Source organism: Actinomadura sp. B10D3 (genome assembly GCF_039871695.1).
GTDB lineage: Bacteria > Actinomycetota > Actinomycetes > Streptosporangiales > Streptosporangiaceae > Spirillospora > Spirillospora madurae.
Window position 1 is genome coordinate 343,541 of sequence record NZ_JBDPLY010000003.1, and the last position, 22,934, is coordinate 366,474.

The window sequence follows — 22,934 nt, forward strand, 5'->3', positions numbered from 1 at the left end:
GACGCCCGCGGACTGATGGCAGCGGGCGTTTTGGCTTTTCCGGGACCGTACCGGGGGCGAGAGCGTTCCGCAGCGACCGCACGGGCCCGCGAGGTGTGGGCCCAGGTTTTGCCGCAAGGAGAAAGACATGCCCCAGCAGGGCACCGTGAAGTGGTTCAACGCCGAGAAGGGCTTCGGCTTCATCGCCGTGGACGGCGGCGGGCCGGACGTGTTCGTGCACTACTCGGCTATCCAGACCTCCGGGTACCGCACGCTGGACGAGAACCAGCGCGTCCAGTTCGAGGTGACGCAGGGTAACCGGGGTCCGCAGGCCGACCAGGTCGTCCCCCTGTAACACCCGCAGTCGTACGCCGAGGCCCGCCCCCCACCGCCAGGAGGGCGGGCCTCGGTGTTCCTCCCGCCCCGCGTCTCCAGCGGAGCCCCGCCGGCCGGGGCGGAGCCGGTCGCCGGAGGCCCTGCCATAAACTCGGGCGCATGTTGCACCGCACGGGGCCCCGCCGCACGGGCGACCCCACCTGCCGGGACACCGCCCGGGACGCCCGCGTCCCGGACGCCGCGGCCGGGGAGCGTCCCGGGCGCGCCTCATGACGCCCGCACGCGAACGCGGCCTGACGGCGCTGCTGTGCGCCGCCGGCGCGGGGCTCGCCCTGCTCGCCGCCGGGCGCACCTGGGCCACCGTCGAGGCGCGCGAGGCCATCACCCCCTTCACGCAGACCCTGACCGGCGGCGACCTCGGCGGCGCCGCGGGCGCCCTCGGCTGGGCCGGGCTCGCCGGGCTCGCCACCCTGTTCGCCACCCGGGGCCGCGTGCGCGCGGCCGCCGGCGTGCTCATCGCCCTGTTCGGCGCGGGCATCGCCTACGCGTCGGCCGCCGCCGTCCAGCGCCCCAACGTGCTGTCCGCCGCGGGCGACAAGAGCGCCCTGATCAGGCTCGGCGCCGACCCGGCCCTCGACGTGAACCTGTGGTGGATGGCCTCGGTCACCGGCGGGGTGCTCCTCGCCGTCGCCGGGCTCGTCACCGCCGTGCGCGGGAGCCGCTGGCCCGGCCTGTCGGCCCGCTACGAGCGCCCGGCCCCGGTGAGGACCGCGGCGGCCCCGGCGGAGGGAGGCGGGACCGAGGACGGCCCGGCCGAGGACGACCCGTCCGCGATGTGGAGGTCGCTCGACCGCGGCGAGGACCCGACCGCCCGGCGGAACGGCCGCCCGTGAGCGCCGACGGCGGCGGGCTCGTCCTGGTGATCGAGCACGACCCGGCCGTCGCCGAACTGGAGCGCCGCTACCTCGCCCGGGAGGGCTTCGACGTCGAGATCGAGGCCGACCCCGCAGGCGCGCCGGCCGCGGCCGAGCGCAGCCGCCCCGACGTCGTCGTCCTGGACCTGTCCACCTCGGCGCTGCCCGCCGACCTGTACCGGCGCGTCGCCGACGCCGCCCGCCCGGCTCCCGTCGTCGCCGTCACCGGGGCCCTCGACCCCGCCGTCTCCCGGGCCCTCGGCGACCACCGCGTCGACCGGCCCTTCGGCCCCCGCGTCCTCGTCGCCGCCGTCGCCGAGGCCCTGCGCCGCGGCGTCCCGGCCGAAGCGCCCGGCCCGCTGCGCGCCGGCCGCATCTCCCTCGACCCCCGCGGCCGGGCCGCCGCCGTCGGCGAGCGCCGCGTCCCGCTCACCGTCACCGAGTTCGACCTCCTGGAGTTCCTCATGGCCAATCCCGGCCGCGTCTTCACCCGGGAGCAGCTTCTGGACGCCGCGTGGGGCCCTGGGGCCGGCGCCGGAAGCCGCACCGTCGACGTCCACATCGCCCAGCTCCGCGCCAAGCTCGGGGAGAGCAGCCCCATCCGGACCGTCCGGGGCGTCGGCTACGTCCTGGACGCCTAATGGGAGCTACCGGGTCGGGCGGCCTAGGCTGGACGGCGTGACGCGCGCACCGGTCCACGCCCACGAGCACGCCGGCCCCACCGGGCGGCGGCGTTCGCTGCGGGCGCTCGCCCCGCAGGCCGCGGTGCTCGGCGGCGTCGTCGCCGGCACCCTCGTGGTCGCCTTCCGCGACGACCCGAGCGAGCCCGGCCACTACCCGGGCTGCCCGTTCCTGGCCCTGACCGGCTTCTACTGCCCCGGCTGCGGGATGACGCGGCTCGTCTACGCGCTCACGCACGGTCATGTGGGCGTCGCCTTCGGCTTCAACCCGCTGCTCTTCGTGATGCTCCCGGTCTTCGCTTACCTGTACGTCCGCTGGACGGTCAGGACCGCGCAGGGGCTGCCCATGCGGTCCGCCCTGCTGAGGCCCGCCGTCGCGTACTCGTTCGTCGGCCTCCTGGTCGTCTACTGGATCGTCCGCAACCTGCCGTTCGCGCACGCCCTGGCGCCCTGACGCGGCGCCGCCGCCCGCCCGGGCCGCGGGACGGCCTCCCGGGTGCGGGGTGCGCGGACGGGGGCGGCTACGATCGGTGCACGGAACGACCTGAAATAGGGGGCCTGCGACCTTGAGCGTTTTGGACGAGATCATCGAGGGCGTCCGGGCCGATCTCGCCGAGAGGCAGCGCGAGGTCCCGCTCGACGTCCTCAAGGAGCGGGCGGCGAAGGCCCCGGCCCCGCTGGACGCGCTCGCCGCGCTGCGCGGGCCGGGCGTGTCGGTCATCGCGGAGGTCAAGCGCAGCAGCCCCTCCAAGGGGGCGCTCGCCGCGATCGCCGACCCCGCCGCGCTCGCCCGCGACTACGAGGCTGGCGGCGCCAAGGTCATCAGCGTGCTGACCGAGCGGCGCCGGTTCGGCGGCAGCCTCGACGACCTCGCCGAGGTCCGCGCGAACGTCGGCGTCTCCGTCCTGCGCAAGGACTTCATCGTCACCTCCTACCAGCTGTGGGAGGCGCGCGCCGCGGGCGCCGACATGGCGCTGCTCATCGTCGCCGCCCTCGACCAGGACGCCCTCGTGTCGCTGGTCGAGCGGGCCGAGTCGATCGGGCTCGTCCCGCTCGTCGAGGTGCACACCGAGGAGGAGGCGGCCCGCGCCGTCGACGCGGGCGCCAAGGTCATCGGCGTGAACGCCCGCGACCTGCGCACGCTGAAGGTCGACCGCGGCGTGTTCGCCCGGGTCGCGCCGGCGCTGCCCAAGAACGTCGTGAAGATCGCCGAGTCGGGGGTGCGGGGCCCGCACGACCTGCTCGCCTACGCCTCCAGCGGTGCCGACGCGGTGCTGGTGGGGGAGAGCCTGGTGATCGGCAAGGACCCGCGCGCCGCGGTCGCCGACCTGGTCGCCGCCGGCGCCCACCCGGCGCTGCGGCAGAGCGGCTGACCGGCGGCGGCGCCGGTCGGCAGGGCTCGATAGGGTGAAGGACATGCAGGTCGAACCGCTCCGGGAGCGATGGCGGGGGCAGCACGCACCCCACCGACCGAATCAGCCACCTCTCCCATGACAGGACGCGTTTTCCCATGACCACCGACACCGCCGCGCGCGGTGCTGCCGGCGCCGTGCCCGACGCCGCGGGCCACTTCGGGCCGTTCGGCGGGCGGTTCGCCCCCGAGGCCCTGATGGCGGCGCTGGACGAGCTGACCCGCGAGTTCGAGACCGCCAAGAGCGACCCGGAGTTCACCGCCGAGCTGGAGGACCTGCTCGCGAACTACGCCGGGCGCCCGAGCCTGCTGACCGAGGCGAAGCGCTTCTCCGAGCACGCGGGCGCCCGCGTGCTGCTCAAGCGCGAGGACCTCAACCACACCGGCTCGCACAAGATCAACAACGTGCTGGGCCAGGCGCTGCTCACCAAGCGGATGGGCAAGACCCGCCTGATCGCCGAGACCGGCGCCGGGCAGCACGGCGTCGCCACCGCCACCGCCGCCGCCCTGCTCGGCCTGACCTGCACCGTCTACATGGGCGAGGTCGACACCGAGCGGCAGGCGCTCAACGTCGCCCGGATGCGCATGCTCGGCGCCGAGGTGATCCCGGTGCGCACCGGCAGCCGCACCCTCAAGGACGCCTGCAACGAGGCGTTCCGCGACTGGGTCGCCACCGTCGGCGACACCCACTACTGCATCGGCTCCGTCATGGGCCCGCACCCGTTCCCGATGATGGTCCGCGACCTCCAGCGGATCATCGGGGTCGAGGCGCGGCGGCAGTGCGTCGAGCTGACCGGGGCCCTCCCGGACGCCGTCGTCGCCTGCGTCGGCGGCGGCTCCAACGCGATCGGCACCTTCCACGCCTTCGTCCCCGACGCGTCCGTCCGGCTGTACGGGTTCGAGGCGGGCGGCGACGGCGTCGCCGGCGGCAGGCACGCGGCGACGCTGGTCGGCGGCTCCCTCGGCGTCATCCACGGCATGCGGACCTACCTGCTGCAGGACGACGACGGCCAGACCCTCGAGACCCACTCGATCTCCGCGGGCCTCGACTACCCCGGCGTCGGCCCCGAGCACTCGTGGCTGCGCGACAGCGGCCGCGCCGAGTACCGCGAGATCACCGACGCCGAGGCGATGGACGCGTTCGCGCTGCTGTGCCGCACGGAGGGCATCATCCCGGCGATCGAGTCCGCGCACGCGCTGGCCGGCGCGCTCAAGGTCGGCAAGGAGCTCGGCCCGGACGCCACGATCGTGGTGTGCCTGTCCGGCCGCGGCGACAAGGACATGCACACGGCCGCGACCTTCTTCGGCCTGATGCCCGAGGGGGAGAGCGCGTGACCGCCCAGACCGCCCAGACCGCCTACGACAAGGCGAAGGCCGACGGGCGGGCCGCGCTCGTCGGCTACCTGCCCGCCGGGTTCCCGACCCGCGAGGGCGCCGTCGACGCCCTGAAGGCCATGGTCGACGCGGGCTGCGACGTCATCGAGATCGGCCTGCCCTACACCGACCCGATGATGGACGGCCCCGTCATCCAGGACGCCGTGCACCAGGCGCTCGTCGGCGGGGTCCGCGTCGCCGACGTGTTCCGCACGGTCGAGGCCGTCGCCGCCACCGGCGTCCCCACCCTCGTCATGACGTACTGGAACCCTGTCGACCACTACGGCGTGGACGCCTTCGCCCGCGACCTCGCCTCCGCCGGCGGGGCCGGGCTCATCACCCCCGACCTGACGCCGGAGGAGGGCGGCGACTGGCTGGCGGCGTCCGAGGCGCACGGCCTCGACCGGGTCTTCCTCGTCGCGCTCAGCTCCACCGACGAGCGGATCGCGACCATCACCCGCGAGTGCCGCGGCTTCGTCTACGCGGCGTCGCTGATGGGCGTCACCGGCGCCCGCTCCGCGGTCGACACCGGCGCACCGCGCCTGGTCGAGCGGACCCGCGCGGTCATCGAGGCGAGCGGCACGCCGCTGCCGGTCGGCCTCGGCCTCGGCGTCGGCACCGGCGCGCAGGCCGCCGAGGTCGCCGGCTTCGCGGACGGGGTGATCGTCGGATCGGCGTTCGTCCGCCGCCTCCTGGACGCGCCCGACCTCGCCTCCGGAGTGGCCGGGATCCGCGCGCTGACCGAGGAGCTGGCGGCGGGCGTCCGGCAGGGCCGCTGACCCCGGCCCGCGACCCACGGCCGGGCGGCGCGGGTCCGCGCGTTCTCCCGGCGCCGCGGGAACTCCCGGCACCGCCCGCCGAGTTCCTGTCTTGTGCCGCCTCCGCTCTCCAATAGGGTGTGTTCGCCGGCGGAGGCGGTCCCGGAAGGATCACGATGACGCAAGAGATGACGGCGACGGGCAGGCCTGGCACCGCCGGGCCGCGGACGCCGCCCGTGTGGTTCCAGGTCGCGGCCTGGGTCCTGACGCTCGCCGGCCTCGGGATCTCCGTCTACCTGACGGTCACGCACTACGACGAGGGCGCGCTGGTCTGCTCGGCGTCGAAGACCGTGGACTGCCACGCCGTCACGACGAGCGAGTACTCCGCGCTGCTGGGGATCCCGATGCCGCTGCTCGGCCTCGCGTTCTTCGTGGCGTTCGGCGCGCTGCTGACCCCGTGGGCGCTGCGGTCGCAGTGGCCCCCGCTGCGCTGGGCGCGGGTGGGGAGCGTCGCGGTGGGCGTGCTGTTCGTCGTCTACCTCGTCACCGTCGAACTGGCGATCCTGCACAAGATCTGCCTGTGGTGCACGGGCGTGCATGTCATCACCGCACTGCTGTTCATCCTCGTTCTGATCGACGAATTCCGGCGGATCGGTCAGGTCGACTAGTCTCGCCGTTACCGCGCCGCACGGTGCCGGCGCGGGTCCGCACGCTTAGGAGAACCAATGAGCAAGGCCGCACGAGAGCGGTCCGCGAGGGAGCGCCTGGCCGCCGAGCGCAAGCGGCAGGCGGCGCGGCAGAAGCAGCGGCGGCTGCTCGCCATCATCCTCGGGTCGGTGGTCGCCGTGGCGGTGGTCGTGGTCGCCACCGTCCTGATCATCGACCAGCAGCGCAAGAACGGGCGGGCCGAGGTGCACAAGGGCGCGCTCGCCCCGCTGAGCCGCCAGCAGGACGGCTCGATCGTGATGGCGAAGGCGGGGGTGACCAAGCCGGAGCTGGAGATCTTCGAGGACTTCCAGTGCCCGATCTGCAAGCAGTTCGAGGAGGCCACCGGAAAGACCATCGAGGACCTCGCGGTGCAGGGCAAGGTCAAGGTCGTCTACCGGCCGTTCCACCTGTTCGGCCAGCAGAAGGACCCCATCAAGATCAACTCGCTGCGCTCGGCCGAGGCGGCGCTCTGCGTCCCGGCCGACAAGTGGATCTCCTACCACGACGCGCTGTTCCGGTTCCAGCCCGCCGAGGGCGAGGAGGGCTTCTCCCCGGACGACCTCGTGAAGTGGGGCAAGGACATCGGCATCACCGACGCCGGTTTCGAGAAGTGCGTGCGGGACGAGCAGAAGAAGTCCACGGTCGACGCGATGACCAAGTACGCCCTGCAGCAGCGCGGCGTCGACGGCACGCCGGCGGTGTTCATCAACGGCCAGAAGCTCGACTCGTCGCAGTTCATGAACCCGGCGGCCCTGCGGGCGACCATCGAGTCGGCCGCCGCGGCCGGCAAGTGAGCGCGCCCTCCTGACCGCGCCCTCCTGAAACGCGGCCCCCGCCGCGACACGGACCCGCACGCCGCGCCGTCCCCGCCGGGACGGCGCGGCGCGGCGCTTTCCGGCACCCGCCGCGCCCTTCCCCGTTACGCTGGTGCGAGCTCACGAACACGCACAGTGGCCGATCGGGGGATCGATGAGCGAGCAGGGCAGGGGACCGTCCGCGCGCGGACGTCTCGCGGGGGAACGGGCCAGGGCCGCGGCGCGGCAGCGGCGGCGGCGGGCGCTGGCGGTCGTCCTCGGCGGCGTCGCGGTGGCGGCGGTCGCGGTCGCGGTGGCCGTGGTGGCGCTCTCCCGGGGCGGGGGCGAGCCGCTGGAGGACTCCTACAAGGGCGCGCTGGCGCCCGCCGTCCGGCAGCAGGACGGGTCGGTCGCGATGGCGCAGCCGGGCGTCACCGCCCCCGTCCTCGACGTCTGGGAGGACTTCCAGTGCCCGGCGTGCCGGGTGATGGAGGAGCGGCTCGGCGGGACGATTAAGCAGCTCGCCGCCGAGGGCAAGGTCAAGGTCGTCTACCGGCCGTTCCAGCTGTTCCAGCAGGACCCGCTGATGTCGAACTCGCGGCGGGCCGCGAACGCCGCCGCCTGCATGCCCGCCGACCACTGGGTGAAGTACCACGACAAGCTCTTCGCCGAGCAGCCTCCGGAGGGCGACACCGGCTTCGCCGCCCCGGACCTGATCAGGTGGGCCGCCGACCTCGGCGTCACGGACCCGTCCTTCGCCGCCTGCGTCAACGGGAACCAGAAGATCGAGACGGTCGACCAGGCGAGCGCCCAGGCGGGCAGGGCCGGCGTCGACTCCACCCCGTACCTGGCCCTGAACGGAAAGAAGGCGGGCGACGAGGTGATCGGCTCGCCCTCCGGGCTGCGGAAGGCCGTCGCGCAGGCGGGCGGCGGGCCCGCCCCCACTCCCGGAACCACCAGCTCCGGCGGCACCGCGGACGCCGCGCGCACGGCACCGTCCGGAGCGCGGCAGGCCTGATCGCGCCGCGTCCGCGGCGGCTTGAACGCACCGTGTCCGCGGTGGCGGCGCGCGCTGTGGTGGAGACGGCGCGCGCTGCGCCCCGGAGGCGGTAACGTCAACGGTCATGCACCCGGTCGCCTCCATCCCGAGCCCTTCGCAGGGCGTCTGGCACCTCGGCCCGCTCCCGCTCCGGGCCTACGCCATCATGATCATCCTGGGTATCGTCGTCGCCGTCTGGCTCGGCGAGCGCCGCTGGGCCGCCAAGGGCGGCACGCCCGGCGTGATCATCGACGTGGCCGTGTGGGCGGTGCCGTTCGGCCTCGTCGGCGGGCGCCTGTACCACGTGATCACCGACTACCAGCGGTACTTCGGGGAGGACGGCGATCCGCTCCGGGCGCTGGAGATCTGGAAGGGCGGCCTCGGCATCTGGGGCGCCGTCGCGCTCGGCGCGGTCGGCGCGCTCATCGGCTGCCGGCGCCGCGGGATCTCGGTGCTGGCGCTGGCCGACGCGGTGGCGCCCGGCATCGCGCTCGCGCAGGCGATCGGCCGCTGGGGCAACTATTGGAACCAGGAGCTGTACGGCCGCCCGCTGGACGCGTTCTGGGCGCTGGAGATCGACGAGAACCACCGGCCGATGCTCGACGGCGGGCCCGCCCTCGACCCGAAGTACGCCGACGTCGCCACCTACCATCCGACGTTCCTGTACGAGTCGCTGTGGTGCATCGGCGTGGCGGCCCTGGTGATCTGGGCCGACCGCCGCTACAAGCTCACGCACGGCCGCGCCTTCGCCCTCTACGTCGCCGCCTACACGGTGGGGCGCGGCTGGATCGAGGCGCTCCGCATCGACGACGCGCACCACGTCCTCGGGCTGCGGCTGAACGACTGGACGTCGATCCTGCTCTTCCTCGGCGCGGTCGCCTACCTGTACCGGGCGCGCGGCCGCACCGGCCCGGAGAACGTCGGCGCCGCGACCGCCGGCACCGTGGCCGCCGAACCGGGCGCGACCGGGACCGGGCCCGACGAGATCGCCTCCGGCGACGAGCCCGGCGCCGTCGACCTGGAGAAGGAGCCGGAGACGCCGGACGGCGCCCCGAGCGCGGACGGCGAGGCGGAGGCCGCCGCCGAGGCCTCCGGCGTGGCCGCCCCGGACGAGGAACCGGAGGCGGAGCCCGAGGAGCCCGAGGCGGAGGCCGCGACACCGGCGGAGGAGCCCGGCGAGGCCGAGGAGCGCGAGGAGCCCGAGGAGCCCGAGGCGCGGGCCGACGAGGAGCCCGAGCCGGACGCCGGCGACCCCGCCGCCGAGCCGGAGACGGCCGATTCCGAGACGGACTTCGAGGCGGATCCTGAGGCGGAGTCCGAGCCCGCGGCGGACGACGAGGCCCCCGCGTCCGAGGAGCAGGACCCGGCCGGGGACAATGGGAAGGACGGTGCCGGCGACCCCGCCGAGAAGGGGGAGCCCGTCAAGGACGGGAAGTAGTTCGACGGGGGGACGGTGTCCGAAGCGAGGGGAGCGGCGGGCGGCAGGCCCGCCGTGCGGCCGGAGCAGCACCACCAGCACCGCGACGTCACCGGGGGCTGGCTGCGGCCCGCGGTGTTCGGCGCGATGGACGGGCTGGTGTCGAACTTCGCGCTGATCGCGGGCGTCGCGGGCGGCCAGGCGACCCAGAAGGTCGTCCTGCTGGCGGGGCTCGCCGGCCTGGCGGCGGGCGCGTTCTCCATGGCGGCGGGGGAGTACATCTCGGTCGCGTCCCAGTCGGAGCTGGCCGAGGCGGAGATCGAGGTGGAGCGGCTGGAGCTCGCCCGCCACCCGGTGGCCGAGGAGCAGGAGCTGGCCGAGGTCTTCGAGGCGCGCGGCGTGGACCCGGCGACGGCCGCCGAGGTCGCGCGGCAGCTGTCCCGCGACCCCGAGGAGGCCCTGGAGGTGCACGCCAAGGAGGAGCTCGGCGTGACGCCCGGCGACCTCCCCTCGCCGGTCCTCGCGGCGGGCTCGTCGTTCCTGTCGTTCGCGGCCGGGGCGCTGCTGCCGGTGCTGCCGTACCTGATGGGCGCGTCGTCGCTGTGGCCCGCGGCGGGCATCGCGGCGGCCGGGCTCTTCGGCGCCGGGGCGCTGGTGTCGCGGATCACGGCCCGCGCCTGGTGGTTCGGCGGGTCGCGCCAGCTGCTGTTCGGGGCCGCCGCCGCGGCGATCACCTACGGGGTCGGCGCGCTGATCGGGACCAACGGCCTCTAGGGCCAATGAATCTGGACGAATCCCCCTTTTGGGCGCGCGGGGACGACCCGGACCGCTAAGCTCCGGGGCTGTGATCGAGGCTCGTGACTCAGGTTCCACCAAGGCCGCGCAGAAGGGCCGCGGGCGGGACTTCTGGCCGGAGGACGACAAGCCGGGCCGCAAGCTCCCCGCCCCCAAACCGCTGCTGATCGGGGCCGCCGTCCTGGTCGTGGTGGCCGTCGCGGCGGTCGCGGTGGTCATGCTCACCGGCGGCGGCGACGAGAAGAAGGTGTCGCAGGCGGTGCCGACCGCCTACGCCCCGGACTACCTCGGGGAGGGCTTCGCCAAGCTCGGGTCCCGCTCCGCCGACGGCCGCGCGATCACCGAGGGCGAGGCGTTCTCCGCCAAGAGCCTGAAGTCGTCCAAGTACGCGTTCACGCTGGCCGCGTCCAAGCTGAGCTCGGACTGCAAGGCCGCGACCTGGGGCGGGCGGCTGCAGGCCGACCTCGCCAAGTACCAGTGCACCCAGGTCGTCCGGGGCGCGTACGTGAGCGCCGACAAGAAGCACGTCGGCCAGTTCTTCGTGATCAACCTGGCGAGCGAGGAGGGGGTCAAGCAGATCCTGCGCGACCTCGACCCGGCGGCCGGCACCGGCTGGGTGACGCCGCTGGACGCGCCGGGCGTGCCCCCGTTCGGCTCGGGCTTCAGCGCCGCCTACACCCGCACGTACGGCCACTACGCCGTCGGCACGTGGGTGCAGCGGGCCGGGGGCGAGCAGCCCGCCTCGCTCAACGAGATGATCGATGTGAGCCTGGTCATCGAGAACGCCGCCGACTTCCTGTACGGGCGCCTCGACCTGGCCGCCGGCGGGCGGTCCGGGCAGTGACCGGGCCGGGCCTGGACGTTCGGTACGCGGGTGGGCGGTAATCTGCGCGGTCGTGGATCCGATGAACACCGCGGCGGCGGCGGCCGAGGGCGGCCCCCGGTGAGCCGCCAGGGCCGCCGGCAGCCCGCCCCCCGCAGGACGGCGCCGGGCCGGGCGGGCGGACCGCGCCGGACCCCGCCGCCCCGCCGCGCCGCCTCCCGCGCGGAGCGGCCGCCCGCGCCCACGCCGCCGTACGAGGACGTCCCCCACCTGGAGGAGTCCTACGACGACGGCTTCGCGCCCGAGGACGCCTACGGTGCGCCCCCGGCCGCGCCCGAGCGCGGCAGGAAGCCGAAGAAGAGCGGCAAGCGGCCGAAGAAGCGGGGAAAGGCCGCGAGACCCGCCCGGCCCTCCGGGCGGCCGGGCGGGCCTGAGCGCCAGAGCGGGCCGGCCCGCCGTGCCGGCGGGCCCGGACCGAGGCTGTACTTCGGAGCGGCCGCGGCCCTCGGCGCGCTGGTGCTGCTCGGAGCGGGCGCGGTGGCCGTCCTCGGGGGAGGCGACGACGCCCCCGCCGCGGCCCCGCCCGCGAAGATCGGTACGCCCGCGGGGACCGGCGTGTCGCCGGTGTCCTACTCCAGCTCGCCGTCCAGCGCCGCGTACGCCGGCATCGCCTCCCGGAGCGCGGACTCCCAGCCCCTGACGATCGGCGAGGCGTTCCCCGCGTCGGCGGCGAAGGTGTCGGTCCCGGAGGGCGAGGCGACGCTGAAGCTGCGCGCGAAGCGGCTGGACGGCGACTGCGCCGCCGCCGTGTGGGGCGGGTCCGTGGGCGCCGAGCTGGGCCGGGGCGGTTGCACGCAGGCCGTCCGGGGCATCTACTCCGACACGCGCCGCGGCTACGCGCTGGCGGTCGCGGTGTTCAACCTGGCCGGGTCGGCGGACGCCGAGAGGTTCGTGGCGAAGCTGGAGACCACGATCGGCGCGGGCTTCGTCAGGCCGCTGGAGGCCCCCGCCCCGCTGGACGCGTTCGGCCGCGGCTTCGGCATGGCGCGCGGCCTCGCGATGGGGCACTTCGCCGTGGTGTCGTGGGCGCAGCGGCTGGACGGCAAGGGCGACGAGAAGGACGAGACGCTGCTGTCGCTGCTGATCGAGGGCGGGAAGGCCCCGGCGGTCCTCGGCCGCGCCGCCCGCGCCTCCGAATGATCCACGCTTTTGAATGATCGACGCCTCTGAGTGATCGACAGGGCGTGACCGGCACGGTCCCGGCGAGCCGGTTGATCACCGCCATAACACCGTAAACATCGTGTTCCGGTGATGATCGTCACCGCCGCCGTCACCGTCCGTGCCCGGCGGAACCCGGTAACCTGGTCTAAACCACTCGAAGATGACACACCGGCGATCGGCACGAGGAAGTTTCGCGATCCGGTGCAGTCGGGCATGATCCCGGCAGTGATGTAATGTCATCTCACCGCAGCAGGGCCAACGTCGTCCCGAGCCTGCACTGACACGAAGCAGTGACACGACGACGACGGGAGGGTTGATGGCTGCTGCTGCCCTCACAGCCGGCCGCGTACCGGGCCGCCCCCATGCGGAAGGCCTCTACGACCCGGCCAACGAGCACGACGCCTGCGGCGTCGGCATGGTCGCCGACCTGCACGGACGCAAGAGCCACGACATCGTCCAGAAGGCCCTGACCGTCCTGAAGAACCTGGACCACCGCGGGGCGGTTGGCGCGGAGCCGGACGACGGCGACGGCGTCGGCGTCCTCGTCCAGATCCCGGACGCGTTCTTCCGCGAGGTCTGCGACTTCCCGCTCCCCGAGGCCGGCGCGTACGCGGCCGGCATCGCCTTCCTGCCGGTGGACGGCGCGGAGCGCGCCGCCGTGGTCGCGCACGTCGAGGCGCTCTGCGCCGAGGAGGGCCTGGCGGTCCTCGGCTGGCGCGGGCTCCCGCACGACCCCGCCTTCACCGGCCCGGCCAGCCGCCGGGTCATGCCGCACTTCGCCCAGCTGTTCGTGGCCCCGGCCCCCGGCGGCCCGCACGAGGGCCGGACGGGCCTGGAGTTGGACCGCGTCGTCTTCTGCATGCGCGAGCGCGCCGAGCAGGACGTGCGGGTCTACTTCCCGAGCCTGTCCAGCCGGACGATCGTCTACAAGGGGATGCTGACGACCCCGCAGCTGGAGCCGTTCTTCCCCGACCTGTCGGACCGCCGCTTCACCAGCGGGATCGCGCTGGTCCACTCGCGGTTCTCGACCAACACGTTCCCGGCCTGGGAGCTGGCCCACCCGTACCGGTTCATCGCCCACAACGGCGAGATCAACACGGTGAAGGGCAACCGGAACTGGATGCGCGCCCGCGAGGCGCTGCTGAAGTCCGACCTGATCCCCGGCGACCTGTCCCGGATCTACCCGGTGATCGACATCGAGGCCAGCGACACCGCCTCCTTCGACGAGTGCCTGGAGCTGCTGCACCTCGGGGGCCGGTCGCTGCCGCACGCCGTGCTGATGATGATCCCGGAGGCGTGGGAGAACCACACCGAGATGGACCCCGCCCGCCGGGCGTTCTACGAGTTCCACTCCACGCTGATGGAGGCGTGGGACGGCCCCGCCAGCGTCAGCTTCACCGACGGCACCGTCGTCGGCGCCGTCCTGGACCGCAACGGGCTGCGCCCCGGCCGGTACTGGGTGACCGACGACGGCCTGGTCGTGCTGGCCAGCGAGGCGGGCGTCCTCGACATCCCGGCGAGCAAGGTCGTCCGGAAGGGCCGGCTGCAGCCCGGCAAGATCTTCCTGGTGGACACCGCCGCCGGGCGGATCGTCGAGGACGACGAGGTCAAGGCCGAGCTCGCCGCCGAGCACCCGTACGGCGAATGGCTGCACGACGGCCTGGTCCGGTTCGAGGAGCTGCCGCAGCGCGAGCGGGAGCTCCCGACGCACGAGACCCTCGTCACGCGGCAGCAGACGTTCGGCTACACGCTCGAAGAGCAGCGGATCATCCTCACTCCGATGGCGAGGACGGGCGCCGAGCCGATCGGGTCGATGGGCACCGACACCCCGATCGCGGTGCTGTCGGAGCGCCCGCGGCTGCTGTTCGACTACTTCAAGCAGCTGTTCGCGCAGGTCACGAACCCGCCGCTGGACGCGATCCGCGAGGAGCTCGTCACCTCGCTGCAGTCCACGCTCGGCCCGGAGGGCAACCTGCTGGAGCCTGGCCCGGACTCGTGCCGGCGGCTCGTGCTGCCGACGCCGATCCTGGACGACGACGAGATCTCCAAGATCATTCACATCGACGACGAGGGGTCGCTCCCGCACCTGCAGGCCCACGTCGTGCAGGGCCTGTACGACGTGGCCGGCGGGGGAGAGGCCCTGGAGGCGCGCCTGGAGGAGATCAACTCCGAGGTGAGCCGGGCGATCGGGGCCGGGGCGCGGATCATCGTGCTGTCGGACCGCGGCGCCGACTCCGCCCGCGCCGCCATCCCGTCGCTGCTGCTGACCGGCGCCGTCCACCACCACCTGATCCGGGAGAAGACCCGCACGCAGGTGGGCCTGGTGATCGAGACGGGCGAGGCCCGCGAGTGCCACCACATGGCGCTGCTCATCGGCTACGGCGCGTCCGCCATCAACCCGTACCTGGCGATCGAGACCGTCGAGGACCTGGTCCGCGCCGGCGTCATCGAGGGCCTGGACCCGGCCGCCGCGGTCCGGAACCTGGTGAAGGCCTACGGCAAGGGCGTCCTGAAGATCATGTCGAAGATGGGCGTGTCCACGGTCGCGTCCTACACCGGCGCGCAGATCTTCGAGGCGATCGGGCTCGGCGAGGACGTGGTGTCCCGCTGCTTCACCGGCACCACGTCCCGGCTCGGCGGCGTCGGCTTCGACGTGCTGGCCCGCGAGGTCGCGCAGCGGCACGCCCGCGCCTACCCGCCGGGCGGCAACGAACTCCCGCACCGGACGCTGGAGGTCGGCGGCGAGTACCAGTGGCGCCGCGAGGGCGAGCCGCACCTGTTCAACCCGGACACGGTGTTCAAGCTCCAGCACGCCACCCGGACCCGCCGCTACGAGATCTTCAAGGAGTACACCTCCACGGTCGACTCGCAGGCCGAGAAGCTGATGACCCTCCGCGGGCTGTTCAGGCTGAAGGAGGGCGACCGGGACCCGGTGCCGATCGACGAGGTCGAGCCGGTGTCGGAGATCGTCAAGCGGTTCTCCACCGGCGCGATGTCGTACGGCTCCATCTCGGCGGAGGCGCACGAGACCCTCGCGATCGCGATGAACCGGCTCGGCGGCAAGTCCAACACCGGCGAGGGCGGCGAGGACCCGGCGCGGTTCGCCCCGGACGAGAACGGCGACCTGCGGCGCAGCGCCATCAAGCAGGTCGCGTCCGGCCGGTTCGGCGTGACGTCGGAGTACCTCACCAACTCCGACGACATCCAGATCAAGATGGCGCAGGGCGCCAAGCCCGGCGAGGGCGGCCAGCTGCCCGGCCACAAGGTGTACCCGTGGATCGCCAAGACCCGGCACTCCACGCCCGGCGTCGGCCTCATCTCGCCGCCGCCGCACCACGACATCTACTCCATCGAGGACCTGGCGCAGCTCATCCACGACCTGAAGAACGCCAACCCGTCGGCGCGCGTGCACGTCAAGCTCGTCGCCGAGGTCGGGGTCGGCACGGTCGCGGCCGGGGTGTCCAAGGCGCACGCCGACGTGGTGCTGATCTCCGGGCACGACGGAGGCACCGGCGCGTCGCCGCTGACCTCGCTGAAGCACGCCGGCGCGCCCTGGGAGCTCGGCCTCGCCGAGACCCAGCAGACGCTGCTGCTGAACGGGCTGCGCGACCGGATCGTCGTGCAGACCGACGGGCAGATGAAGACCGGCCGGGACGTCGTCATCGCCGCGCTCCTCGGCGCCGAGGAGTACGGCTTCGCGACCGCCCCGCTGGTGGTGTCGGGCTGCGTCATGATGCGCGTCTGCCACCTGGACACCTGCCCGGTCGGCGTCGCCACCCAGAACCCCGTCCTGCGGGAGCGGTTCACCGGCAAGCCCGAGTTCGTCGTGAACTTCTTCGAGTTCGTCGCCGAGGAGGTCCGCGAGTACCTGGCGGCCCTCGGGTTCCGCTCGCTGGACGAGGCGATCGGCCACGTGGAGATGATCGACACCCGCGAGGCCGTGGAGCACTGGAAGGCCTCCGGCCTGGACCTGGCCCCGATCCTGCACGCCCCGGAGCGGGCGCCGGGCGCGGCCCTGCACCGGGTCACCGAGCAGGACCACGGCCTGGAGAAGGCGCTGGACAACACGCTGATCCAGCTCGCCGAGGGCGCGATCGCCTACAGCGACAAGGTCACGCTCGACCTGCCGATCCGCAACGTCAACCGGACGGTCGGCACCATGCTCGGCCACGAGGTGACCAAGAAGTGGGGCGGCGAGGGCCTGCCCGACGGCACGATCGACGTCACCTTCACCGGCTCGGCGGGCAACTCGTTCGGCGCGTTCGTGCCGCGCGGCGTCACGCTTCGGCTCGTCGGCGACGCCAACGACTACGTCGGCAAGGGCCTGTCCGGCGGCCGGCTGACGCTGCGTCCCCCCGAGGACGCCGCGTTCGCGGCCGAGGAGCAGATCATCGGCGGCAACGTGATCCTGTACGGCGCCACCTCGGGCGAGCTGTTCGCCCGCGGCGTCGTCGGCGAGCGGTTCTGCGTCCGCAACTCCGGCGCCACCGCCGTCGTCGAGGGCGCCGGCGACCACGCCTGCGAGTACATGACCGGCGGCCGCGCGCTGATCCTCGGCCCGACCGGGCGCAACCTCGCGGCCGGCATGTCCGGCGGCATCGCCTACGTGCTGGACCTGGCGCCCGAGCGCGTCAACGGCGAGATGGTCGACCTGGAACCGCTGGACGCCGGCGACGTGGACTTCGTCCGGGAGTTGACCGAGCGGCACCTGGCCGAGACCGGGTCGCGGGTCGCGCGGCGGCTGCTGGACGACTGGGACGCCGCCGCCGCCCGCTTCACCAAGATCATGCCGCGTGACTACCGGCGCGTGCTGGACGCCATGGCGAAGGCCGAGGCCGAGGGACGCGACGTCGACGAGGCGGTCATGGCCGCCGCGCAGAGCTGAGAGGGGGGACTCCTTCATGGCCGACCCGAAGGGTTTTCTGACCGTCCGGCGGGAGCTCCCGAAGCGCCGCCCGGTGGACGTGCGGATCAAGAGCTGGTCCGAGGTCTACGAGAACCTCGGCACGGACCGGCTGGAGAAGCAGGCGAGCCGCTGCATGGACTGCGGCATCCCGTTCTGCCACCAGGGCTGCCCGCTCGGCAACCTCATCCCCGAGTGGAACGACCTCGTCTACCGCAAGGACTGGCGGGAGGCGATCGAGCGGCTGCACGCCACCAACAACTTCCCGGAGTTCACCGGGAGGCTGTGCCCCGCGCCGTGCGAGAGCGCCTGCGTCCTCGGCATCAACCAGGACCCGGTGACGATCAAGCGGGTCGAGGTCGAGATCATCGACCGGGCGTTCGCCGAGGGCTGGGTGCGCCCGCAGCCGCCCGCCGTCAGGACCGGCAAGAAGGTCGCGGTGGTCGGCTCCGGCCCCGCCGGCCTCGCGGCCGCCCAGCAGCTCACCCGCGCCGGGCACGAGGTCACGGTGTACGAGCGGGCCGACCGGATCGGCGGGCTGCTGCGCTACGGCATCCCCGAGTTCAAGATGGAGAAGCGGCACCTCGACCGGCGCCTCGCCCAGATGCGCGCCGAGGGCACCGCGTTCCGCACCTCGGTGAACATCGGCGTGGACATCACCGCCGACGACCTGCGCGCGTCCCACGACGCCGTCGTCCTGGCGGGCGGCGCCACCGCCTGGCGCGACCTGCCCGTCCCCGGACGGGAGCTGAAGGGCGTCTACCAGGCGATGGAGTACCTGCCCCCGTCCAACCGGGCGCAGGAGGGTGACTACGAGGAGTCGCCGATCTCCGCGAAGGGCAGGCACGTCGTCGTCATCGGCGGCGGCGACACCGGCGCCGACTGCATCGGCACCGCGATCCGGCAGGGCGCCGCGTCCGTCACGCAGCTGGAGATCATGCCCCGGCCGCCGGAGTCCCGCCCGGACGCCCAGCCGTGGCCGACGTACCCGATGCTGTTCAAGATGGAGAGCGCCCACGAGGAGCTCGCCGGCCTGGGCGGCGACCGCGTCTACGCCGTGTCCACCACCGAGTTCGTCGGCAACGCGGACGGCAACGTCCGCGGGCTGCGGCTGGTGGAGGTCGGCGGGCCGGAGACCCGGTTCGCGCCGGTCGAGGGCACCGAGCGGGAGATCCCCGCCGAGCTGGTCACCCTCGCCATGGGCTTCCTCGGCCCGCAGCGCGAGGGCCTGCTGGAGCAGCTCGGCGTCGATCTCGACCAGCGCGGCAACGTGGTCCGCGACGGCGACTACCGGACGTCGGTGGACGGCGTGTTCGCCGCCGGCGACATGGGCCGCGGCCAGTCCCTGATCGTCTGGGCCATCGCCGAGGGCCGCGCCGCCGCGCACGGCGTCGACGCCTACCTCAGCGGCCGGACGGACCTGCCGTACCCGATCCCGCCGACGGCGCGCCCGATCTCCTGACGCGCCGGGCAAGGGCCCTGGAGGCGATCGCCTCCAGGGCCCTTGTCGTCGCCGTGTGCCAGCATCGGGGCATGGGAAAGGCGCCACCCGTCCTGGACACCGGCCTGCTGCGCAGGATGCGGCTGGCCCGGGACACCATGGACCGCGAGTGGGCCGGCCCCATCGACGTCGCCGCCGTCGCCGCCCGCGCGGGCTACTCGCGCTACCACTTCGTCCGGCTGTTCAGCGAGGTCTACGGCGAGACGCCCGGCGCCTACCTCGCCCGCCGCCGCATCGAACGCGCCCAGGACCTGCTCCGCACCACCGACCTGACCGTCACCGAGATCTGCATGCTCGTCGGGTTCACCAGCCTCGGGACGTTCTGCACCCGCTTCAAGCAGGAGGCGGGGATGACGCCCACCGCCTTCCGGCGGTGGGCGCGCACCGGCGGCGCGCCCGCCGTCCCCGGCTGCTTCGTCCTGCTCTGGGCGGGCGGCTTCCGCAAGAAATGAGAAGGCCGCGCGCCCGGCGGCGCCCTACCGTGAACGCGTCCTCCCTGTTCACGAAGGAGATCCTGCATGATCACGAAACTGGGGCTGGCCACCGTGTGGGTGCTCGACCAGGACTCGGCCATCGCGTTCTTCACCGAGAAGCTCGGCCTGGAGGTCCGGGACGACATGACGCTCGGCGAGGGCGGGATGCGCTGGGTCACCGTGGGCGCCAAGGACCAGCCGGACCTGAGCCTCGCGCTGATGGTCCCCGGCCCGCCCACCATGGACCCCGGCTCCGCCGCCCAGATGAAGGCGCTCATCGCCAAGGGCGTCCTCGGCGCCGGCGCCTTCAACACCGACGACTGCCAGGCCGACTACGAGCGGCTGTCGGCGAAGGGCGTCGAGTTCCTGCACGAGCCGGAGAAGCGGCCCTACGGCATCGAGGCCGTCTTCCGCGACGACTCCGGCTGCTGGTACAGCCTCACCCAGCCCTTCGAGCAGCTCGACGAGACCGCGTCCTGGGGGTGCCCCGGCTGACCGGCGCTCAGGCGGCGAGGCGGGCCCCGAGCTCGCGCAGGACGTCGACGAGGCGCTCCACGTCGGCCTTCGTCGTCCGCCAGTTGAGCGTCGCGGGGCGCAGGACCGTCATGCCCCGGTAGGTGCTCGTCCCCGCGTAGACGCGGCCGTCCGCGAGGAGCGCCTCGCCGAGGCGCGCGTTCAGGTCGTCCAGGCGCTCCGCCGGGACGCCGTCCGGACGGTACCGGAAACAGGTGACGCACAGCTGCACGGGCGCCAGCAGCTCCAGGTCGGGCGCCGCCTCGACGAGCCGGCCGAGATGCCGCGCCACGTCGAGGTGACGCTCGACCATCGCGCGGTGGCCGTCCCGCCCGTACGCCCGCAGCGTCGCCCAGATCGGCAGCGCCCGCGCCCGCCGCGACGACTCCGGGCCCAGGGCGTTGTAGTTGACCCGATCGCCGCCGTCGTCCGGCAGGTAGGCCGCGCCCCACGCCCCGAAGGCGCGGCTCAGCGACTCAGGGTCCCGGACGAACGAGAACCCGCTCTCGTAGGGGACGTTCAGCCACTTGTGCCCGTCCGCCGTCACCGAGTCGGCGCGCTCGACGCCGCGGGCGAGGTGCGCGGTGCGCGGGCTGAGGGCGGCGAACAGGCCGAACGCCCCGTCCACGTGCAGCCAGGCGCCGTGCCGCTCCGCCAGGTCCGCCAGCTCGGCGATCGGGTCCGAGGCCCCGGTGTTCACCTCGCCGAGGTTCGCCACGATCACCGCCCGGCCGCGCTCGCGCGCCAGCGCCGCGTCCATCGCCGCGAGATCGACCTGCCCGGCGTCGCCGGAGGCGAACGTCGTCAGCGTGTCCCTCCCGCAGCCGAGGATCTGCAGCGCCTTCCTGGTGCTGACGTGCACGAGCCCGCTGGTGAACACCGGCATCGCGGGCAGGCCCGCCAGGCCCTGCGACGTCACGTCCACCCCGTGCTCGCCCGCCCACCAGTGCCGCGCGCAGGCCAGGCCCGCCACGTGCGCCAGCGTCGCGCTCGGCGTCAGCACGCCGCCGAACGACGCGGGCAGCCCGAACAGCTCCTTCAGCCACCGCAGCACCACCGTCTCCGCCCGCGCCGCCAGCGGAGACGACTGCCAGATGCCCGCCGCCTGGTCCAGCAGCGACGCCGTCCAGTCGCCCGCCATCGCCGCCGGCGTGGCCCCGCCCACCACCAGGTGGAAGAACCGCGGTCCGGACGAGTGGGTCGCCGCCTCGGTGCCGATCCGCAGCAGCCGCTCCACCGCGGCCACCGACCCGTCCCCGCGGTCGGGCAGCGGGCCGTCCAGCTCGTCCAGGAGGGCGTCCTTCGCCCGGTCGTGGACGGGGCGGTCCCGCAGGCTCGCCAGGTACGGTTCCGCGGCGCGCGCCACCGCCGCGAGCGGCTCCCCGGCCTTGTCACGTTCGTAAAAAGGGTCACTCATGACCCATAGAAGACCATAGCTGGTGTACCGGACGGAACGTCCGAAACCCCGATGGCGGGCCCTCCACTTGTGGTCTTCGTGCTGGTCGGCTACGGTCCGGCCTGGGTTCACCGCCCGGCCGCGGCACCGCCGCGGGCCCGTCGCGGCCGCGAGCCCGTCGCGGCCGCCGGGCGGCGCGCTCCCGCACCCCGCACCGCGGGACACCAGGGGCCCGGCCACCCACCGCTGGGGTGGCCGGGCCCACCCGCCCCGCCGCACGCGGTGTCCGATTCCTGCAAGACCGGCCGCGGCCCGGCGGCCTAGCGTCGAGCCCATGAACGTACTGCCCGAATCCGAACTCGCCCGCGCCGCCGAGTTCCTGCGCCTCAACGGCCGCCTCATCGACCGGCACCGCTTCGCGATGCACTTCCGCGGCGCCCCCGCCGCCCCCGTCCTGGCCGCCCTCCGCCCCTACGAGAACCCCGACGGCGGCTACGGCCACGCCCTCGAACCCGACCTGCGCGGCGAGGCCAGCCAGCCCGTCCCCACCCAGCACGCCCTGGAGATCCTGCACGAGGCGGGCGCGGACGACGATCCCGCCGTCGCCCGCGCCGCCGGCTACCTGTCGTCCATCACCGTGGACGGCGGCGGGGTGCCGTTCGTGCTGCCGACCGTCCGCGACGCGCCCCGCGCGCCATGGTGGCAGACCACCGACGACCCGCCCGCGAGCATCAACCCCACCGCTGCACTCGCCGGGAGGCTCCACAGGGCCGGCGCCGGCCACCCCTGGCTCGGACCCGCGACCGAGTTCTGCTGGCGCTACCTGGACGACCCCGCGACCGAACCCGGCCCGTACGACATCCTCGCGGTCCTGGCCTTCCTCGACCACGTGCCCGACCGCGGCCGGGCCGAGGCCGCGTTCGAGCGCGTCCGCGACCTCCTCGCCGCCCACGCGCGAAGCGACCACCACGGGCCCCTCGACTTCGCGCCGCGCCCGGACGGGTTCGGGCGGCGGCTCCTCACCGACGCCGCCGTCGACGCGGCGCTCGACGCCCTCATCGACGCGCAGGACGACGACGGCGGCTGGCACGTCGGATTCCCCGCGTGGACGCCGATCACCGGCCCCGAGTGGCGCGGCGTCGCCACCGTCGAGAGCCTCCTGACGCTGCGCGCCTACGGACGGCTCAAACCCTAGACCAGCAGCCCGCGGACGGGCTCGCCCGCCAGGTCCCGCACCTCGTGCGCGAAGTGGGCCTGGTCGGCGTAGCCCGCCGCGTACGCCACCGAGGCCAGCGGCTCGCCCGCCCTCGCCAGCCGCAGCGCCCGCTGGAAGCGCAGCACCCGCTGCAGCGTCTTCGGCCCGTACCCGAACGCCGCCAGCGAGCGCCGCCGCAACTGCCGCTCGCCGAGGCCGAGCCCATCGGCGACCTCGCGCACCGAACCGTTGGCGACGCCCGCCACCACGGCCGCCACGAGCGGGTCCGGCGGCCGGATCCGGCCGCGCAGCGCGCCGGCCAGCGCGCCCCGCCGGTCGGCCGCCGCGGCCACCTCCTCCGCCAGGCGGTCGGCCTCGCCGCCCCACAGGTCCCGCAGCGGCACCCGCCCGTCCCGGACCGCGTCCGCGGGGACGCCCAGCACGGGCGGCGCCGTCCCCGGCGCGAACCGCACCGCCACGACCTCCTCGCCCGGCCGGAACACCGCCGGGATCGGGCCGGTGTCCGGCCCCGCCACCAGGATGCCGCCGTCCGACCAGATCAGGTCCACGCAGCCGTCCGGCACCACCCGCTGGACGAACGGCTCCGCGTCCCGCGGCAGCGACGCCGTCCACAGGCACGCCAGACCAGGCGCCCGGTACTCGCGATACCCGGTCGGATTCACCCTTCCTGCATACCACTCGCC

General features: G+C 74.1%; 22 protein-coding genes. 20 read left to right on the forward strand and 2 right to left on the reverse strand.

The window, feature by feature from the left end:
* The first annotated feature begins 127 nt into the window (after positions 1-127).
* The 19 genes from ABGB11_RS07720 (at position 128) to ABGB11_RS07810 (ending at position 19,621) form a co-directional block, all read left to right on the forward strand.
* On the forward strand, positions 128-334 hold the full coding sequence (locus ABGB11_RS07720; protein WP_026405868.1) for a cold-shock protein: 207 nt from the start codon (positions 128-130) through the stop codon (positions 332-334).
* A gap of 250 nt (positions 335-584) precedes the next feature.
* Positions 585-1,208, forward strand: coding sequence for a Trp biosynthesis-associated membrane protein (locus ABGB11_RS07725; protein ID WP_347630272.1), 624 nt, complete (start codon positions 585-587; stop codon positions 1,206-1,208).
* The gene (locus ABGB11_RS07730) at positions 1,205-1,870 is read left to right on the forward strand and encodes a response regulator transcription factor (RefSeq protein WP_347630274.1); all 666 of its coding nucleotides are present in this window, start codon (positions 1,205-1,207) and stop codon (positions 1,868-1,870) included. Before ABGB11_RS07725 ends, ABGB11_RS07730 begins: the two co-directional genes overlap by 4 nt.
* Before the next feature lie 37 nt (positions 1,871-1,907).
* Positions 1,908-2,363, forward strand: a complete 456-nt coding sequence (locus tag ABGB11_RS07735) for a DUF2752 domain-containing protein (RefSeq protein ID WP_347630276.1) — start codon at positions 1,908-1,910, stop codon at positions 2,361-2,363.
* Between the two features lie 112 nt (positions 2,364-2,475).
* Positions 2,476-3,282: an indole-3-glycerol phosphate synthase TrpC gene (trpC, locus tag ABGB11_RS07740; RefSeq protein WP_347630278.1), complete on the forward strand. Its 807-nt coding sequence runs from the start codon at positions 2,476-2,478 to the stop codon at positions 3,280-3,282.
* 137 nt (positions 3,283-3,419) lie between these two features.
* A complete protein-coding gene (gene trpB, locus ABGB11_RS07745) occupies positions 3,420-4,655 on the forward strand; it encodes a tryptophan synthase subunit beta (protein ID WP_347630280.1) in 1,236 nt (411 codons plus the stop codon).
* Entirely contained in the window at positions 4,652-5,473 is an 822-nt protein-coding gene (trpA, locus tag ABGB11_RS07750; RefSeq protein ID WP_347630282.1) for a tryptophan synthase subunit alpha, read from the forward strand. Before trpB ends, trpA begins: the two co-directional genes overlap by 4 nt.
* A 155-nt stretch (positions 5,474-5,628) precedes the next feature.
* Positions 5,629-6,120: a vitamin K epoxide reductase family protein gene (locus ABGB11_RS07755; protein ID WP_347630284.1), complete on the forward strand. Its 492-nt coding sequence runs from the start codon at positions 5,629-5,631 to the stop codon at positions 6,118-6,120.
* Between the two features lie 57 nt (positions 6,121-6,177).
* The gene (locus tag ABGB11_RS07760; protein WP_347630286.1) at positions 6,178-6,954 is read left to right on the forward strand and encodes a thioredoxin domain-containing protein; all 777 of its coding nucleotides are present in this window, start codon (positions 6,178-6,180) and stop codon (positions 6,952-6,954) included.
* Positions 6,955-7,129: 175 nt separating this feature from the next.
* Positions 7,130-7,972, forward strand: a complete 843-nt coding sequence (locus ABGB11_RS07765) for a thioredoxin domain-containing protein (RefSeq protein ID WP_347630288.1) — start codon at positions 7,130-7,132, stop codon at positions 7,970-7,972.
* Between the two features lie 106 nt (positions 7,973-8,078).
* Positions 8,079-9,431 (forward strand): prolipoprotein diacylglyceryl transferase, encoded by a 1,353-nt coding sequence (gene lgt, locus ABGB11_RS07770; RefSeq protein WP_347630290.1) that lies wholly within the window; start codon positions 8,079-8,081, stop codon positions 9,429-9,431.
* Positions 9,432-9,446: 15 nt separating this feature from the next.
* Positions 9,447-10,184 (forward strand): VIT1/CCC1 transporter family protein, encoded by a 738-nt coding sequence (locus ABGB11_RS07775; RefSeq protein WP_347630292.1) that lies wholly within the window; start codon positions 9,447-9,449, stop codon positions 10,182-10,184.
* A 70-nt stretch (positions 10,185-10,254) separates the two neighbouring features.
* Positions 10,255-11,049 (forward strand): hypothetical protein, encoded by a 795-nt coding sequence (locus ABGB11_RS07780; protein ID WP_347630294.1) that lies wholly within the window; start codon positions 10,255-10,257, stop codon positions 11,047-11,049.
* Between the two features lie 99 nt (positions 11,050-11,148).
* A complete protein-coding gene (locus ABGB11_RS07785) occupies positions 11,149-12,228 on the forward strand; it encodes a hypothetical protein (protein WP_347630296.1) in 1,080 nt (359 codons plus the stop codon).
* Between the two features lie 108 nt (positions 12,229-12,336).
* The gene (locus ABGB11_RS07790) at positions 12,337-12,483 is read left to right on the forward strand and encodes a hypothetical protein (RefSeq protein ID WP_347630298.1); all 147 of its coding nucleotides are present in this window, start codon (positions 12,337-12,339) and stop codon (positions 12,481-12,483) included.
* Between the two features lie 82 nt (positions 12,484-12,565).
* A complete protein-coding gene (gene gltB / locus ABGB11_RS07795; protein WP_347630300.1) occupies positions 12,566-17,134 on the forward strand; it encodes a glutamate synthase large subunit in 4,569 nt (1,522 codons plus the stop codon).
* Between the two features lie 16 nt (positions 17,135-17,150).
* Positions 17,151-18,614, forward strand: a complete 1,464-nt coding sequence (locus ABGB11_RS07800; RefSeq protein ID WP_347630301.1) for a glutamate synthase subunit beta — start codon at positions 17,151-17,153, stop codon at positions 18,612-18,614.
* 71 nt (positions 18,615-18,685) lie between these two features.
* Positions 18,686-19,105 carry a helix-turn-helix transcriptional regulator gene (locus ABGB11_RS07805; RefSeq protein WP_347630303.1) on the forward strand — a complete coding sequence of 140 codons (420 nt, stop codon included), beginning with the start codon at positions 18,686-18,688 and terminating at the stop codon, positions 19,103-19,105.
* Between the two features lie 66 nt (positions 19,106-19,171).
* Complete coding sequence (locus ABGB11_RS07810) at positions 19,172-19,621, forward strand: VOC family protein (protein ID WP_347630305.1); 450 nt, start codon at positions 19,172-19,174, stop codon at positions 19,619-19,621.
* Positions 19,622-19,628: 7 nt separating this feature from the next.
* Here ABGB11_RS07810 and ABGB11_RS07815 read toward each other — a convergent pair whose 3' ends face one another.
* Positions 19,629-21,056: a pyridoxal-dependent decarboxylase gene (locus ABGB11_RS07815; protein ID WP_347630307.1), complete on the reverse strand. Its 1,428-nt coding sequence runs from the start codon at positions 21,054-21,056 to the stop codon at positions 19,629-19,631.
* A gap of 313 nt (positions 21,057-21,369) precedes the next feature.
* On the opposite strand from ABGB11_RS07815, the gene ABGB11_RS07820 reads away from it, so the two are divergent.
* Complete coding sequence (locus ABGB11_RS07820; protein WP_347630309.1) at positions 21,370-22,230, forward strand: hypothetical protein; 861 nt, start codon at positions 21,370-21,372, stop codon at positions 22,228-22,230.
* On the opposite strand, the gene ABGB11_RS07825 is transcribed toward ABGB11_RS07820, so the two are convergent.
* Positions 22,227-22,913, reverse strand: coding sequence for a helix-turn-helix transcriptional regulator (locus tag ABGB11_RS07825; protein ID WP_347630311.1), 687 nt, complete (start codon positions 22,911-22,913; stop codon positions 22,227-22,229). The genes ABGB11_RS07820 and ABGB11_RS07825 overlap by 4 nt on opposite strands.
* Positions 22,914-22,934 lie beyond the last annotated feature (21 nt).

Excerpts from the sequence above, each read along its gene's own strand:
- ABGB11_RS07720 (WP_026405868.1), top strand. The coding sequence starts at position 128 with ATGCCCCAGCAGGGCACCGTGAAGTGGTTCAACGCCGAGAAGGGCTTC.
- ABGB11_RS07725 (WP_347630272.1), top strand. The coding sequence starts at position 585 with ATGACGCCCGCACGCGAACGCGGCCTGACGGCGCTGCTGTGCGCCGCC.
- trpB (WP_347630280.1), top strand. The coding sequence starts at position 3,420 with ATGACCACCGACACCGCCGCGCGCGGTGCTGCCGGCGCCGTGCCCGAC.
- ABGB11_RS07755 (WP_347630284.1), top strand. The coding sequence starts at position 5,629 with ATGACGCAAGAGATGACGGCGACGGGCAGGCCTGGCACCGCCGGGCCG.
- ABGB11_RS07760 (WP_347630286.1), top strand. The coding sequence starts at position 6,178 with ATGAGCAAGGCCGCACGAGAGCGGTCCGCGAGGGAGCGCCTGGCCGCC.
- ABGB11_RS07765 (WP_347630288.1), top strand. The coding sequence starts at position 7,130 with ATGAGCGAGCAGGGCAGGGGACCGTCCGCGCGCGGACGTCTCGCGGGG.
- lgt (WP_347630290.1), top strand. The coding sequence starts at position 8,079 with ATGCACCCGGTCGCCTCCATCCCGAGCCCTTCGCAGGGCGTCTGGCAC.
- gltB (WP_347630300.1), top strand. The coding sequence starts at position 12,566 with ATGGCTGCTGCTGCCCTCACAGCCGGCCGCGTACCGGGCCGCCCCCAT.
- ABGB11_RS07800 (WP_347630301.1), top strand. The coding sequence starts at position 17,151 with ATGGCCGACCCGAAGGGTTTTCTGACCGTCCGGCGGGAGCTCCCGAAG.
- ABGB11_RS07805 (WP_347630303.1), top strand. The coding sequence starts at position 18,686 with ATGGGAAAGGCGCCACCCGTCCTGGACACCGGCCTGCTGCGCAGGATG.
- ABGB11_RS07810 (WP_347630305.1), top strand. The coding sequence starts at position 19,172 with ATGATCACGAAACTGGGGCTGGCCACCGTGTGGGTGCTCGACCAGGAC.
- ABGB11_RS07815 (WP_347630307.1), bottom strand. The coding sequence starts at position 21,056 with ATGAGTGACCCTTTTTACGAACGTGACAAGGCCGGGGAGCCGCTCGCG.
- ABGB11_RS07820 (WP_347630309.1), top strand. The coding sequence starts at position 21,370 with ATGAACGTACTGCCCGAATCCGAACTCGCCCGCGCCGCCGAGTTCCTG.